Here is a 15,287-nt window from a genome sequence, read left to right on the forward strand (position 1 = left end):
AGTACTAGCCCGTCCTCGCCGTCCCCGGTGTTGTTGATGAGATTCCACTCCAGCCCGGCGGTGTGGTTGAGCAGCTGCCGCACGGTGATGGCGGCGGCGTGCTGCTCGTCGGCCAGCTTCAGTTCCGGCACGTAGGTCCGGACGGGGGCGTCCAGATCCACCTGGCCGTCGGCGACCAGCCGCATGAGCGCGGTCGTGGTGAAGGTCTTGCTGGTCGAGCCGATCGCGAAGACGGTGTGCTCGGTGATCGGAACCGGGTTCTCGGTGCTGGTCACGCCGACATTGGCGTGGATCTCACGGCCGTTCACCCGGACGCCGACGGACATGCCGGGCATGTCGTACTTCGCGGCGGTGGCGGCGACGAATTCGGTGAGCGCGGTGTCGTTCATGGGATTGCCTTTCATCGGTGTGTTGTCCATGACGATGGCGACCCGCGCTGACAGCCCGCCGACAGTGCGCCGACAGCACCCGTGAGTCAGCTCACCCCACTCGAATTCCCGCCCTGACCGGTGGCCGCGCGACTCTCTCAGGGCAGCCTCAGCTTCGGGCCAGCAATTGCTCAGAGCGCGGCGGCAGGGTGGGGCGCTGACTATTTCCGATCGGAATCAAACTGCTGAGGAGTCGAGGCGTGCGTTCAAAGAAGACCTGGGGTGGCGCGGTGCTCGCCGTGACCGCAACCGTCCTGCTACCGATCGCCGCCGGTACCGCATCGGCAGACCCGGGCACTTCGCTGAACTACGCGGGCACCTCCGCCGACGGCTCCAAGATCGCCTCCAGCACGGCGAGCGACGCGCGCACGCTGAAGTTGCAGGTCTATTCGGCCGCCATGGACAAGAACATCGAGGTCGATGTGCAGCGCGCGGCCGACACCTCGCAGCCCACCCCGGTGCTGTACCTGCTCAACGGCGCGGGCGGCGGCACCGACTCGGCCACCTGGCAGAAGCAGACCGACGTCCTGAACTTCCTGTCCGACAAGAACGTCAATGTGGTGCAGCCGGTGGGCGGCGCGTTCAGCTACTACACCGACTGGCGTGAGCCGGATCCCACACTGGGCGTGAACAAGTGGAAGACCTTCCTCACCGAGGAGCTGCCACCGCTCATCGACAAGGCGCTGAACGCCAACGGGCGCAACGCGATTGCCGGTCTGTCCATGGCGGGCACCTCGGTGCTCCAGCTGCCCATCGCCGCGCCCGGGCTGTACCAGTCCGTCGCCGCCTATAGTGGTTGCGCGCAGATCAGTGATCCCATCGGCTACAACTTCGTCAATACCGTGGTCGCCGCAGGCGGCGGCGACAGCAAGAACATGTACGGCCCCGAGAACGATCCCATGTGGGCCGCCAACGATCCCTACGTTCACGCCGACCAGCTGCGCGGCTTGAATCTGTTCATCTCCAGCGGTTCCGGCCTGCCGGGCCAGTGGGACACCCTCGACGGCCCGCACACCCTGCCGGGCACCGGCGGCTGGCTCAACCAGATGACCGTCGGCGGTGGGCTGGAAGCCGCCACCAACTACTGCACCCACAACCTCGAGACCAAGCTCGACGCTCTCGGCATCCCGGCCACCTACGATTTCACGCCCACCGGCACCCACTCCTGGGGCTACTGGCAGGACGCGCTGAAGCAGTCGTGGCCGGTTCTGGCCGCCGGTCTGGGCCTGCCCGCCTGACCGGTCGACGGCGAAACCGGCACGCGTCTCGGGGAAGCGGGCCGGTTTCGTTGTATCCGTGGGTGATTCGCGGTGGTGACTACGCGCTCAGCTCGAAGTTCGGGTAGCCGTTGTCGCGCTCCTCGTCGCAGTAGCGGCGGTAGTTGCCGAAACCGCCTATGTAGGGCATGAATACGCGCTTCTTGCCCTCGATGTTCGCGCCCATATACCAGGAATTGGCCTTGATGAACAGGGTGCCCTCGGCGACCTCGAGGAGATGGTCGGTCCACTTGACCGCGGCGTCCTCACGCGCGGCCACGGTACGAATTCCCTTGGCGCGGCAGTGCTGGATCAGCGTCAGCACCCAGTCCAGCTGCTGCTCGGAGTGCAGCACCATGTTCGCCATCACCGACGGGGTGCCGACGCTGTTGGCGCTGAACAGGTTAGGAAACCCCGGAATGCCGAAGCCCAGGTAGGTGACCGGGCCGTCGACCCAGGTGTCGCCGAGGCGGGCGTCGGCCGCGCCGTGCAGGTCGATGCGCAGCAGCGCGCCGGTCATGGCGTCGAAACCGGTTGCGTAGACCAGGGTGTCGAGCTCGATGAACCTGTCGGCGGTGCGAATGCCGGTCGGGGTGACCTCCACGATGGCCTCGCGGCGCAGGTTCACCAGCTCCACGTTCGGCCGGTTGAACATCTCGTAGTACCCGGAATCGGTGCAGATGCGCTTGGTGCCGATCGGATGGTCGTAGGGAACGAGGTCGTCGGCCACCGCCGGGTCGTCCACCTTGGCGCGGATCTTGGCGACCGCGAACTCGCGCACCAGCTCATTGGCGGCCTGATCGCTGTTCTGGTCCGGGAAGACCTTGTTGAACAGCACGCCGCCGCCGTTCCAGCGGTCCTCCATGGCCTGCTCGCGCTCGGCTGCGGTGAGCTCCAGGGCCTTGGTCTCGAGCGAGCGATGCGGGGTGGCCGCCGGTGCGTAGTAGGAGTTCTCGCGCCGCTCCCGGTAGGTGGCGCGGATCTCGCCCTGCTCCTGCTCGGTCCACGGCCGGTTCGGCACCGGCACACTGAAATTGGCCGAACGCTGGAAGACGGTGAGCGCCTGTGCCTCCCGCGCGATGATCGGCGACACCTGGATGCCCGAGGACCCGGTGCCGATGACGCCGACTCGCTTGCCCTCGAAGGAGACGCCCTGCTCGGGCCACTGCGCGGTGAAAAGCTCTTCGCCCGCGAAGGTTTCGATACCGGGCAGGTTCGGCTTGATCGGTGCGGACAGGCAGCCGGTGGCGAAAACTACGAACTGCGAACGGAATTCGGCACCGCTCTCGGTGCTCAGCGTCCACTCGGCGGCCGCTTCGTCGAACCGCGCCCCGGTCACCCGCTGCCCGAACCGGTAGTGCCGCTTCAGATCGAAGCGATCGGCCACATGCCGCATGTAGGCCAGGATCTCCGGCTGCGCCGCGAAGCGCTCGGTCCAGGTCCAGCTCTGCTGCAACTCCTCGTCGAACGAATAGGAATAGTCGACGCTCTCCACATCGCAGCGCGCGCCCGGGTACCTGTTCCAGTACCAGGTGCCGCCGACATCGTCCCCGGCTTCCAGGCCGAGCACGTTCAGCCCGGCCCGCGCCGCCTGATGGACGCCGTGCAGGCCGGCGAATCCGGCGCCGATGATGATCACATCGAATGGGCTGCCCTGCTCGGGATGCATGCGCTACCTCTCACTATTCGTCTCGAGATATTTCGAATAGGCATATCGTCGAGGCGCATGTGGGCACTCGGCGATAGCAGGTCCCACTGAACAGGAGCGGGTGCCCTGGGGATGGTTACTCGTGCCCGGGCTCGCCGGTCACCATGTGGTCGGCGTGATTGAGGCCCTCGCGGACCAGGCGGGCCAGGTGCCCGTCTCGGATCCGGTAGATGATGCGGCGGCCGTCGCGGCGGGTGTCGACCAGCCCGGTGAAGCGCAGCTTGGCCAGATGCTGGCTGACCGCCGTGCGGGACGCGCCGCACGCCTCGGTCAGGGCGGTGACATCGGCCTCGGCGTCGGCGAGGATCCAGAGAATGTGCAGCCGGGTCGGATCCGAGAGCATGCGGAAGGTGGCGGTGGCCGCGTCCAGGCGGGCCTGATCCGGATCGACGGGGTGGGTGAGACTGGGCGTGGAGGGTAGCGGTTTCGCCTTGCTCACGTGGGTCACCTTCCTGCCGCTGTCACCGCCCTGCCGCCGCCACCGCCTCGGTGCCCGCCGGAGCGGACGCGGGCCATGCGCGCGCCGCCGTCGTAGCCGCCAGTGTAGCCAGCGCGGTCAGCACGATCGCCGTGGTCGGCAATCCCGCCAGCGCACCGAGTTTGCCCGCGAGCTGATAGGTGATCAGGAAGCAGGCGTGCGAGAGCGAGAACTGCGCGGTGAAAACCGCGGTGCGGGTGTCGGGTTCGGACTGGGCGCGCAGCAGGCGCGCGAAGGGGGTGTTGATCAGCGAGGTGCCCGCACCGAGCAGGATCCAGGTGAACGCCAGCACCGCAGCACCCGCCGGGCGGGGGAGCAGCGTCGGCAGCGCCGCCGCGAGCAGCCCCACCGGCAGCAGTGCGCAGCCGGTCATCATGAACCGGCGGTCCGGCACCGAGCGCAGCAGCCGCGGGGCCACCAGCGCCACCGCCATGGAGCCGAATCCGAAGCAGCCCAGCGCCAAGGCCACCCCGGTGTTCGAGCCGCCCAGCCGATCCCGCACGTACACAACGGTATTCACGATCACCAGCGCGGTGGCCGCGGCCACCACCATGTTCATGGCCAGAAGCCCGCGCAGCACCGGGCGGTTCATCATGATGCGCGCGCCCTCGGTAATGCGCTCTAGCAGCGGCGCGGAGCGCTCGGGCGGCGCGAGCCTGGGTAGCCGGGTGGTGACCACCAGCAGCGCCGAGGCCACGAAACCGGCCGCGGTACCGACGAACAGCGAGTGGTAGCTGATCACCGTCAGCAGCGCGGCCGCCAGCACCGGGCTCAGCAGCGATTCCAGGTCGTAGGCCAGCCGGGACAGCGACAGGCCGCGCGTGTAGTCCTCCTCCTCGGCCAGGATCGACGGGATGAGCGACTGGAACGCGGGTGTGAAGGTTGCCGAGGCCGATTGCAGCAGCGCGATCAGCACGTAGATCTGCCAGGTGTGGGTGACGAACGGCAGCATGAGCGCGATCCCCGCGCGTATCGCGTCCGCCGAGACCAGCACCAGCCGCCGCGGCAGGTGCTGGGTGAGGGCCGAGATCACCGGCGCCACCGCCACATACGCCACCATCTTGATGGCCAGCGCGGTGCCCAGCACCGCGCCCGCCTGGCCCCCGGCCACCTCGTAGGCCAGCAGGCCCAGGGCGACGGTGAGCAGTCCGGTGCCGACCAGGGCGACCACCTGGGCGGTGAACAGCTTGCGGAATTGACGATGGCGGAGCACCTCGAGCATGCCGCCACTATAGGCCAATGGGTGCGCAGGTGTGCACATGATGTCCGATATATTCCGCTTCATCCCGATTCGGTGCGGTTTGCTGGGTGATTCGTCGCTATCCTCGCTGCCATGGGGAGGAAGCTCGCGGCCGATGCGCAGACGGCCACCACGCAGACCGTGCGGATGGTCACCGCGCAGGGGGTGCGGACCGCTGCCGCGTTGGCCGCGCTGGCCGCCACCGCGCTGGCCACGGCCGCCTGCGCCCGGCACACCACCGCCGCGCCCATGGCCGGCAACCTCGGCCCGCCCGAGACCGCTCCGGTCACCACCACCCCGGCCGCCCCGGTGTCCACCCTGCCGCCGTGCGGCGATATCGCCTCCGCCGCAACGCCTCCCGACTGCTACCTGCAATCCCGGGATCCGGCCGGACTGACCTTCGAGGTGCGGCACAGCGGTTCCGGCGAGCAGACCTCGGTCTCCATCACCGTGCTCGATCCGACCGGCGCGCCCGTGCAGGCCATTGCCGAACGCGCCGTCGGCGCCGCCGAGCCGCGCCTGCGCGACCTCGACGACGACGGCCGCGACGAGCTGATCATCCCGATCATGCTGGCCAGCGCCAACACTCGCTACATCGTCTACCGCGCCACCGGCGACGCGGTTCACCTGCAACGCGCGGGCGAGCTGGCGGGCATCGGCCTGGACACCTCCGCGGCCGGCTACACCGTCGTCACGGCCCGCGAGAGCTACGAGCTCTGGAAGATCGAATTCTGGACCTTCGACGCCGACAGACTGCAACCGCTGGTCACCGCCCAGGTCCAGTTCCTCGACGATGGCACCGGCCACATCGGCGGCAGTCAGTGCACGGTGACCGACAGCGGCGGACTGTCCCGCACCGGCCTCAACCTGGACCAGGCCACCGCGCAGTTCTGCGCCGAGCCCACGGTGTTACGCGTCCGCCGCTGACAGGTCGGGCATCAGAGGCTGAGTCGCGAGTCAGGGTTGAGTCGCGCGTCTGATTACCCACATTCGGCGCCGGTGCACGCGTCGTTGGGGTTAGATGTGCGCGCTCTTGGTGCGATTGCAGCCGCGGCACAGGATCTGCAGGTTCGCCGCGCTGGTCGCGCCGCCGCGACTGATCGGGATGATGTGGTCGAATTCGAGGTAGTGGGCCGCACCGCATTCGACGCACTTGCCGCCGTCACGCTGCCAGACCACGGCCTTCACATCCGCGGGGATGGTGCGTGAGTCGCGGCGGCCGGGGGCCAGGGCCAGGCGCTTGGCAATGCGCAGCGCGCCCTCCATGGCGGCGGCCACGAAGTCCGGATCGGCGACCTCGAGCAGTGCGCCGCCCCGGGCGGAGGTGGCCGACACCTCGACCAGGCCATCGGCGGAGGTCACCGAAACCACCCGGGCCCAGGGCATTTCGGTGCCCGCATCGGATCCGGTGAAACGCAGCTTGCGATTGCTGACGATCAGGCGGCCCTCGGTGCGCTTGGGGCCGCGGGCCAGCTGCCGGATATGGGCGGCCGGGATGTTCAGGTGCACGCGTTCGTCGGGATCCAGGTGCAGGCCGGTGGTCTGGGCCAGCGGCAGTTCGCCGGAGCGCAGGCGGGTGAGCATCCGGCCGCGGTGCATGCGACGGCGTAGATCCTCGATGAGCGGGCCGGACAGTGACAGCTCCGCGACCGTCTCGTCGAAATCGTCCAGGTCCTCCGGACCGACCGTGCCGTCGGCGAAGGTGAAGGCCACCAGGCGTTCCAGGTGATCGTGGGCGAGCGGGCGCAGCAGGTCGAGGGCGTCGGCGCGGTCGACGCGCTGATAGCGCAGGGCGGCCCACAGGCTGTCCCAGTCCTCGTGCGGGGTGACGCGGCGCAGGGCGCGCTCGGCGCGGGGCCGCCAGTCGGCCAGGTATTCGGTTGTCTCGGTGGCGCATTCACGGCACGGGGTGTCGGCGCCGAAGAGACGACGACGGCGCGGTTCGCCGCAGCGCGGGCAGTGCCGGGAATCCTGAAGCGGAACAGGGCGTGTCGCGGTGGACCAGGTGGTGCCGTCCCACCAGCGCAGCCGGGCCGGATCGCGCGGATCCGGATGCCAGTCCGCGCGTTCGGAATCCGGTGGCGGCGGGGTGCGGCGCGGCTCGGGCTCGACCGAGCGCGCGGGATCCCAGCGCACGCCGAACTCGCGCACCAGACCGGCCAGGCTGACACCGGCGTCGGCCAGGGCCCGGAACTCCCAGTCGTCCCCGGCGCGCGTGAACTCGCCCAGCACCAGGGCCGGAACCGGCTCCGAGGCATTCACCGCGTAGCGGGCCACCGGGCGATCGTGGTCGAACACCGTCAGTGTCAGGCTCGCGACCTCGGCGAAACTCCCCGGCGTCGATCCGATGACCACGATTCCCGCCACCTCGGACCCGGTGCGCGGCAGCGACACCGACAGCCGCGCGGTCCCCGCCTCGGGCTCCCGATCCACCGTCACCGCCTGCGACACGTGCCGCGGCGCGTCGAACCACACGAAGTCCCGGTCCGACCGGGCCCGCCCGTGCTCGCCCACCAGCACGGCCTGCGCCCGCACCTCCCGCTCCGGTGACCGCCACGAAAGCACCACCGTCAGAAGCGATGTCGGAACCGCCGTATGCCCGCCCTTGGTCAGATTCATGGTGCCCGAATGATGTCATGCGCCACCGACAAGAGATCGCGACCATCCCTCCACCGAAATCCGGAAAACGTCCGGCACAGTAGACATATGACCAACCCCAAGGGCACCGGCCGCCAGAACCCGGCCCCGCGCCCCAAACCGTCAACCCCGCGCGTGCCCACCGCGGGCGACATCCTCGCCGCCGCCCAGGCCGCGGTCGAGGCCGCCCAGAACGCCGCCGGTCAGGCCCTGGACCCCGCCCAGGTCACCGCCTCCACCGCCTTCGACACCGCCGTCCGCCTTCCACCCGCCTCCATCCAACTCGCCGCCCAACTCCCGGACCTGATCGAAAACCTCACCACCGCCGTCGAACGCCTCAACTCCACCATCGACCGCCTCGACCGCACCCTGGCCCTGGCCGAACCCGCCTTCGTCGCCTACGACAAGATCCTCACCCGCCTCGAATCCGTCACCGCCCTCGGCGAAGAGGTGTTCACCCGCCTGGACAAACTCCCCGGCATCTCCCTGCTCGGCCGCCTCACCGGCTCCCGCGAACAGCCCGAACCCGTGGAGCCGGAAGACAAATCCCGCCGCACCCGGCGCAAATAGCGACTCGTCCGAGGCGAGACCGACGCGGCCGTCGGCGGGTTCGCGATCGGCCGCGCAAGGGGTGCGTGATCAGCCGCGCGACGGGAGCGGGGTGCGTAGTGGTGTGCCCAGGCCCGGGAGGGCGCGCAGGGCGGCGGCGGCCTTCCAGAGCATTTCGCGGTATTCGTCGGACGGGTCGGAGTCCAGGACGATTGCGCCGCCCGCGCCTACGCGCCAGTGGCCCTCGTGGCGGACCGCGGTGCGGATGACGATATTGAGGTCGGCGGTGCCGCCCAGGCCCAGGAAGCCGATGGTGCCGGAATAGACGCCGCGGGCTTCGGTTTCGAGGGTGTCGATGATCTCCAGGGTGCGGAGTTTGGGGGCGCCGGTCATCGAACCGCCCGGGAAACAGGCTCGGAGGCAGTCGATTACGGTCAGGTCGGGTCGCAGGGTGCCGCGGACCGTGGAGACCAGTTGGTGCAGGGTGGTGTAGGTCTCCACGGACATGAGGTGGGGGACGTGGACCGAGCCGATTTCGCAGACCCGGCCGAGGTCGTTGCGGAGCAGGTCGACGATCATCAGGTTCTCGGCGCGAGTCTTGGGGCTGCGGGCCAATGCCGCGGCCAGCTCGGCGTCTTCGGCGGGGGTGCGGCCGCGGGGCGCGGTGCCCTTGATCGGTTTGCTCTCCACGGTCCGGGAGCGGTCCACCTTGAGGAAGCGCTCGGGGGAGGAGCAGGCCACCTCCAGCTCGGCGAAGCGCAGGAACGCCGCGTAGGGGGCCGGATTGCTGCGGCGCAGCGCGCGATACACCGCCAGGCCGTCGGCCTCGACCGGGGGATGGGCGCCGTCGGTGATGCAGATTTCGTACGACTCGCCCGCGAGCAGCTGCTCCCGGCAGGCGGCGACATCGGCGAGATAGCGCGCGCGGCCGCGGGTCAGGACCGACTCGACCGCCGCCTCCTCCACGTGCAAGGCGAGCAGCGGTGGATTCTCCCAGGTCGGAAGGGTTTCCACGATTGCCCGAGCGCAGGTGCGCCAATCCCGGGCGGCGGCGGGGGATTCCGGCTCGGACAGCGCCAGCAGGTGGGTGCGGCCCGCCTCGTGATCGACCACGATCAGCCGATCGGCGAAGATCCACTGCGCGTCGGGGGTGGGGGCGCGGTGCCCGGCCCGCGCGCCGCAATCGGCCTTCATCTCGTAGCCGAGATAGCCGACGTAGCCGCCCGCGAAATCGAAAGGCACATCCGGGAAGTCGATCTCGCGACGGCGTAGCTCGGCGGACAGATAGTCGAGCACCCCGCCGGGCACGGTCCGGCGTCCGGTCGCGGATTCGATCTCGACGTGTCCGCTGCCGACCCGGTAGCGCACCACTTCGGCCAGCGGGCCGGAGGCGTCGCCGAGGAAGGAGAAGCGATCCAGTCCCGGCTCCACATGCTCGCTGTCGAGCCAGAAGGCGTGCGGGGACGCGGAATACAGTGCGTCGAACACGGCCTCGGCATCGACCGCCCGCTCGATCACCGCCTGTTCGACGCGATAGCGGACCGGCTCCGCGACAGCGGGCGAGGGCGCGACGGGGATCGGCGTGCGGGTCACCGCGGTTCGCCCGGTCGCCCGCGAAACACCCTGACGCTCCAGGTATTCGGCGGTCAGCGCGGCGAAATTGCGCAGCAGCAGCTCGCCGTGCGCACTGGCGATGGACTCGGGATGGAATTGCACGCCCCACCGCGGCCGGGTGCGATGCCGGACGCCCATGATCACCCCGTCCGGTGCGGTCGCGGTGACCTCCAGCGACTCGGGCAGCGGCCGCGCGGCGCACAGCGAGTGATACCGCACCGCCGAGAAGTCCTGCGGCACACCGGCGAACAGCTCCCGCCCGTCATGGGTGATGCGATCCGGATACCCGTGCCGGGCCCGCGGCGCGGCGACCACCTCCCCGCCTGCCGCGATCACAATGCCCTGATGGCCCAGGCACACGCCCAGCAACGGCAGTTCCGAGCGGGCGATCAACTCGGCGGAGATGCCGAAATCCCGGGCCACGTCGGGCCGTCCGGGGCCGGGGGAGATGACGATGTTGTCGAACCCGTCGAGCCCGAGTTCCTCGATCGAGCCGACCTCGTCATTGCGCACGACGACAGGCTCGACCCCGTTCACCTGGCTGATCAGCTGATACAGGTTGTAGGTGAACGAGTCGTAGTTGTCGATCAACAGGGTGCGCATTTGCTCACGCACACTACGCTCTGTCCAATTTGCCCTCCGCTTCGCTCCGGGCGGGTTCGCGGCCCTGGAGGTCTCGTTCTTCGCTCCCTCCGCTCCTCCGCTTCGCTCCCTCCGCTCCTCCGCTTCGCTCCCTCCCTCCGCTCCTCCGCTTCGCTCCCCCGCTCCACTCAGTCCAGAACGAGACGGGCCGCGATCGGGGGGCGCTTCTACTGCTGGCGTATGCCTTCAGTTGGTGTGGGTCTCTACGGCACAATGGGCGGCATGTCTGTAGCGCAGCCGGTCGAGGTGGATCGTGACGTCGTCGATTTCGCGATCGTCGGGAAATGGATGGAAGAGCAGGGCTTGCCCGGCGGGGAGTTCGAGGAGGTGAAGCCGCTCGGCGGCGGCACCCAGAACATCATGCTGCGCTTCCGCCGCGGCGGTCGCGAGTACGTGCTGCGGCGCGGGCCCAAGCATCTGCGCGCGGCAAGCAACACCGTCATCCAGCGCGAGTCGCGGATTCTGGGCGCGCTCGGCGACACCGATATCCGCGCGCCCAAGGTGATCGCCGCCTGCCCGGACGAGTCCGTGCTGGGCGCGTCCTTCTACCTGATGGAGCCGATCACCGGCTTCAACCCGCAGAACGAACTGCCCGAACTGCACGCCTCCGACCCGGAAGTCCGGCGGCAGATGGGTCTTTCGGCGGTCGAGGCCATCGCCCGCCTCGGCTCGGTCGACCACGAGGCGCTCGGCCTGGCCGACTACGGCAAGCCGGAGGGCTTCCTGGAGCGTCAGGTGCCGCGCTGGCTCAAGGAACTCGAGTCCTACAGCGTCAATGAGGGTTACCCCGGGCCGGAGATCCCCGGCGTCGAGCGGGTCGGCGCATGGCTCGACCGCAATCGCCCCGCTCCCGCGAAACCCGGCATCCTGCACGGTGACTGCCACCTGGCCAACATGATGTTCTCCTTCGACGGCCCCGAGGTGGTGGCCATGGTGGACTGGGAGATGTCGACCATCGGCGACCCGCTGCTGGACCTGGGCTGGCAGATCGCCACCCGGCCCGAGCCCGGCACCACCGGCGCGGCCCTGGTCGGCTCGCTGGGCGCGGTCGGCGGGCTGCCCACGCCGGAGGAGATGATCGCCCACTACGGCGAGTTCTCGAACCGCGATCTGACCCATGTCACCTGGTACTCGGTGCTGGCCTGCTTCAAGCTCGGCATCGTGCTGGAGGGCACGCACGCGCGGGCCTGTGCGGGCAAGGCTCCCAAGCAGGTCGGCGACTTCCTGCACGCCATCACCCTCGAGCTGTTCGAGAAGGCGCACCGCTGGATGGAGTGATGGCAAACGTGTCGCCATCTTGGCGGCATGTGGCGGGATATTGGTGGACGCTAATTTAGCGACACCGTAAGTTGTCTGCCATGCCGATCGTTCCCGATGCCAAAGACTGGACCTGGGTGCTCGAACGCACCTGCGCCGAATGCGGATTCGACCCCGACGCCACCGCCTTCGAGGCCGTGCCGGGGTTGACCCGCGACAGCGCGGCCCGCCTGGCCGTCGCGCTGGAACGACCGGACGCCCGCCTGTGCCCGGATGATTCGACCTGGTCGACGGTGGAGTACGCGGCCCACGTCCGCGACGTGTGCCGCATCTTCACCCACCGCCTCGATATCACCCGCACCGGCGGCCCCCGGCCGGGTCCGACCCTGGGCGGCTACGACCCCGCGGTCACGGTGGGGGACAACGGTATTCTCATGTTCTCCAACTGGGACCAGGACGCGACGGCCGTCGCGGAGAACTACGCCGCCGCCGAAACCGCCGCCGTCGCCGCCGAACTCGCGACCGCGGCCGAGACCGTCGCCCGCGCCTTCGAGGCCGTCCCGGTGGCCGAGCGATCCCGGGCGGCCCTGCGCGGCAACGGTTCCGCCTTCACCGTCGACTCCATGGCGCGCTACTTCATCCACGATCTCGTGCACCACGTGCACGACGTCCGGGGCTGACCGGGAGCCCCGGGCGGGCTCACCGGCAGCGGAGCAGGGCCTCGCGGAGATTGCGGGAGCGCACATCGTCGAGCACCGCCATGCCCAGCCGGTTCATCACGTAGCCGAAGCCCAGACTCGTTGCCGGATCGGCGAATCCGAACGAACCGCCATATCCGGTGGTGCCGTAGGCGCGCTTGTCGGAGCCGAACCGGAAACCGCCGCGGGACCGGCGGAAGCCCAGGTGATAGCGACTGGGGGTGAGCAGCACCAGATCCTCGGCGGGGACGTCGTCGGCGGTGTCGGGGGCCGCCAGCCGGTCCAGCAGGGCTCGATCGATGGGCAGCGCGCCGGTGCGCGCGGCGGCCGCGCCGTACACGCGGGCCAGCGCACGGGCGGTGCCGACGCCGCCGTGGCCGGGGCTCTCCACCGCGAGGAATTCGCGCCGGGCGGCCTTGGCGGCCGCGCCCATGCGCGGGCTGTTCAGCGCCCGGTAGGACAGGCCGCGCTTGGCGTAGAGCTGAATCCCGATGCGCACCGGCAGATCTCGCTCGTAGCGCAGCACGTCGAGCCCCTCGGTGGCCGACATGACGGCCACCCGATCCATCGAAACATCCTCGGGCAGGCCGATATAGAAGTCCAGGCCCAGCGGCCCGGCGAACTCCTCGGCGAAGATCGCGCCCAGCGTGCGATGGCGCGGATCGACGCGGCGGATCAGCTCGCGCTGATACAGCCCGGCGGTGATGGGGTGATAGCCGTGCCGGGTTCCCGGCCGCCACAACGGTTTCTGCTCGGCCAGCACCGCCGCCGTGCCGTCCAGGTCGGCCACGTCCGCCAGCCGCAGCACCCGATCCAGCGCGGGCACGCCCGCCTGATGGTCCAGCAGCTGCCGCACCGTGACCGATTCCTTGCCGTGCGCGGCGAACTCCGGCCAGTGCAGGGCCACCGGGTCCTCGTAGTCCAGCAGTCCCTGCGACACCGCCCAGGCCAGCACGAACGCGGCCATGCCCTTGGTCGAGGAGAACACCGGCGCGATGGTGTCGCGCTCCCAGGCGACGCTCCGCTTGCGATCGCGATGCCCCGCCCACAGATCCACCACCGGCCGATCACCGTCGAATACGGCCACCGCCGCCCCGATCTCGCCGTGCCGGGTGAAATTGCGGCGGAACGCGTCGGCGACCGGACCGAAACCCGAGTCCACCTCGCCGTGGATCGTGACCTGCTCACTCATGATAGGTCCGATCGTAACCGGGCCCGCAGTCCACGCGGGATGGCGTCGACGCCGGTACATAGCTGTGAGCCGCGCGAATGCCCCTGGACACGGCCACCCTGATGGGTGAAACACCGCTCCCGGCCGGTAGCGTGGCCGTACATGCCCGGAATCCAACGGATTACCGCATCATTGCTGCGGACCAAGCCCGTCGAACAGATCGAATCCGACGGCGAGCACACCGCATTGCGCCGCAGCATGGGACTGATCCCGCTGATCTCGCTGTCGGTCGGCGCGACGCTGGGCACCGGCATCTTCGTCGTCCTGGGTGAGGCCGCGCCGCTGGCCGGGCCCGCCGTCGTCGTCTCGTTCGTGATCGCCGCGGTGGCCGCACTGTTCTCGGCGCTGTCGTATGCCGAATTGGCCGGTGCCGTGCCGGTGTCCGGCTCGGCCTACTCGTATACCTATGCGACGCTGGGCGAGATCGTGGCCTGGGTGTGCGGCTGGTGCCTGCTGCTCGAATACGGCGTCTCGGTGGCGGCGGTGGCGGTCGGATGGGGCGAGTACCTCAACGAGTTCCTCGGCTCGACCGTCGGCTGGCGGATTCCGGACGCGCTGGCGCAGCCGCCGGGCGGCGGCGGGGTGTTCAACCTGCCCGCGGCCATCGTGGTGCTGCTGGCGACGGTGGTGCTGCTGGGCGGCATCAAGGAGAGCTCGCGGGTCACCACCGCCACCACCATGATCAAGATCGCGGTGCTGATCTTCTTCGTGTGCGTCGCAGTCACCGCCTTCAGCTCCTCGAACCTGCATCCCTTCGCGCCCTACGGCGTCTCGGGCGTCGGTGCGGCGGCCTCGATGGTGTTCTTCTCCTTCATCGGCTTCGACGCCGCCTCCACCGCGGGCGAGGAGGCCAAGAACCCGCAGCGGGATCTGCCGCGCGCCATCATCATTTCGCTCGGCATCGTGACGCTGGTGTACGTCGCGGTGGCGCTGACCGCGGTCGCCGCGGTCGGCATCGACGACGTGAGCAGTTCGGGCGCGTCCCTGGCCACTGTGCTGGAACAGGTCACCGGACGCGGCTGGCCCGCCACCATTCTCGCCGGCGGCGCGGTCATCGCCATCGCCTCGGTGGTGCTGACCGTGCTCTACGGGCAGACCCGCATCCTGGTGTCGATGTCGCGCGACGGGCTCATGCCCGGGGTCTTCTCGCGGGTCGGCAAGCAGCGGGTGCCGACGGTCAACACCCTCATCGTCGGCGGGGTGGTGGCCGTGCTCTCGGCGCTGGTGCCGCTCGGAGAGCTGGTGAACGCCACCAATATCGGCACCCTGGTCTCGTTCGGGCTGGTGAACATCGGCGTGCTGGTGCTGCGCCGCACCAAACCCGACCTGCCGCGCACCTTCCGGACCCTGGTGCCGGTGGTGCCGGTGATCGGCGTCGCCATGTGCGTGTGGCTGCTGTGGCACCTGCCGGGCGTGACCTGGCTGGCCTTCACCCTGTGGTCGGCGGTCGGGCTGGTCGTGTACTTCGGCTACGGCCGCCGTCGCTCGGGCCTGAACCGGTTCGTGACGGCGGAAATTGCGGTGCCCGAAGTGCGTTCGTAATCGGGGA

13 protein-coding genes are annotated in these 15,287 nt (G+C 69.4%); 6 read left to right on the forward strand and 7 right to left on the reverse strand.

Features of this window, described 5'->3' with window-relative positions; all coding sequences use genetic code 11:
* Nucleotides 1-404, reverse strand: a 404-nt coding sequence (locus NS2_RS23190; protein WP_222594881.1) for a serine hydrolase domain-containing protein, incomplete at its 3' end; no start/stop codon positions are given.
* Between the two features lie 224 nt (nt 405-628).
* Here NS2_RS23190 and NS2_RS23195 point away from each other — a divergent pair.
* Nucleotides 629-1,666, forward strand: a complete 1,038-nt coding sequence (locus NS2_RS23195; RefSeq protein ID WP_172416812.1) for an alpha/beta hydrolase — start codon at nt 629-631, stop codon at nt 1,664-1,666.
* 79 nt (nt 1,667-1,745) lie between these two features.
* On the opposite strand, the gene NS2_RS23200 is transcribed toward NS2_RS23195, so the two are convergent.
* The 3 genes from NS2_RS23200 to NS2_RS23210 form a co-directional block, all read right to left on the reverse strand.
* Complete coding sequence (locus NS2_RS23200; protein ID WP_071812028.1) at nt 1,746-3,353, reverse strand: flavin-containing monooxygenase; 1,608 nt, start codon at nt 3,351-3,353, stop codon at nt 1,746-1,748.
* Between the two features lie 115 nt (nt 3,354-3,468).
* Nucleotides 3,469-3,831: an ArsR/SmtB family transcription factor gene (locus NS2_RS23205; RefSeq protein WP_033087007.1), complete on the reverse strand. Its 363-nt coding sequence runs from the start codon at nt 3,829-3,831 to the stop codon at nt 3,469-3,471.
* Between the two features lie 22 nt (nt 3,832-3,853).
* On the reverse strand, nt 3,854-5,092 hold the full coding sequence (locus tag NS2_RS23210; protein ID WP_071344789.1) for an MFS transporter: 1,239 nt from the start codon (nt 5,090-5,092) through the stop codon (nt 3,854-3,856).
* 111 nt (nt 5,093-5,203) lie between these two features.
* Between NS2_RS23210 and NS2_RS23215 the strand changes: the two genes are divergently transcribed.
* A complete protein-coding gene (locus tag NS2_RS23215) occupies nt 5,204-6,037 on the forward strand; it encodes a hypothetical protein (protein ID WP_052086214.1) in 834 nt (277 codons plus the stop codon).
* Between the two features lie 90 nt (nt 6,038-6,127).
* Here the strand turns inward: NS2_RS23215 and NS2_RS23220 are convergent, their stop codons facing one another.
* A complete protein-coding gene (locus tag NS2_RS23220; protein WP_033087006.1) occupies nt 6,128-7,729 on the reverse strand; it encodes a TerD family protein in 1,602 nt (533 codons plus the stop codon).
* Between the two features lie 87 nt (nt 7,730-7,816).
* Between NS2_RS23220 and NS2_RS23225 the strand changes: the two genes are divergently transcribed.
* Nucleotides 7,817-8,317 carry a hypothetical protein gene (locus tag NS2_RS23225; protein ID WP_052086213.1) on the forward strand — a complete coding sequence of 167 codons (501 nt, stop codon included), beginning with the start codon at nt 7,817-7,819 and terminating at the stop codon, nt 8,315-8,317.
* Between the two features lie 69 nt (nt 8,318-8,386).
* Here NS2_RS23225 and pabB read toward each other — a convergent pair whose 3' ends face one another.
* Nucleotides 8,387-10,513, reverse strand: a complete 2,127-nt coding sequence (gene pabB, locus NS2_RS23230) for an aminodeoxychorismate synthase (protein WP_045437519.1) — start codon at nt 10,511-10,513, stop codon at nt 8,387-8,389.
* Between the two features lie 252 nt (nt 10,514-10,765).
* On the opposite strand from pabB, the gene NS2_RS23235 reads away from it, so the two are divergent.
* Nucleotides 10,766-11,830 carry a phosphotransferase family protein gene (locus tag NS2_RS23235; RefSeq protein WP_081985786.1) on the forward strand — a complete coding sequence of 355 codons (1,065 nt, stop codon included), beginning with the start codon at nt 10,766-10,768 and terminating at the stop codon, nt 11,828-11,830.
* An 80-nt stretch (nt 11,831-11,910) separates the two neighbouring features.
* A complete protein-coding gene (locus tag NS2_RS23240) occupies nt 11,911-12,489 on the forward strand; it encodes a DinB family protein (protein ID WP_033087005.1) in 579 nt (192 codons plus the stop codon).
* 19 nt (nt 12,490-12,508) lie between these two features.
* On the opposite strand, the gene NS2_RS23245 is transcribed toward NS2_RS23240, so the two are convergent.
* Nucleotides 12,509-13,699 carry a serine hydrolase domain-containing protein gene (locus NS2_RS23245; protein WP_033087004.1) on the reverse strand — a complete coding sequence of 397 codons (1,191 nt, stop codon included), beginning with the start codon at nt 13,697-13,699 and terminating at the stop codon, nt 12,509-12,511.
* A gap of 141 nt (nt 13,700-13,840) precedes the next feature.
* Between NS2_RS23245 and NS2_RS23250 the strand changes: the two genes are divergently transcribed.
* Nucleotides 13,841-15,280, forward strand: a complete 1,440-nt coding sequence (locus tag NS2_RS23250; RefSeq protein WP_045437516.1) for an amino acid permease — start codon at nt 13,841-13,843, stop codon at nt 15,278-15,280.
* Nucleotides 15,281-15,287: the final 7 nt, after the last annotated feature.

This window comes from Nocardia seriolae NBRC 15557 (assembly GCF_007990715.1).
GTDB lineage: Bacteria > Actinomycetota > Actinomycetes > Mycobacteriales > Mycobacteriaceae > Nocardia > Nocardia seriolae.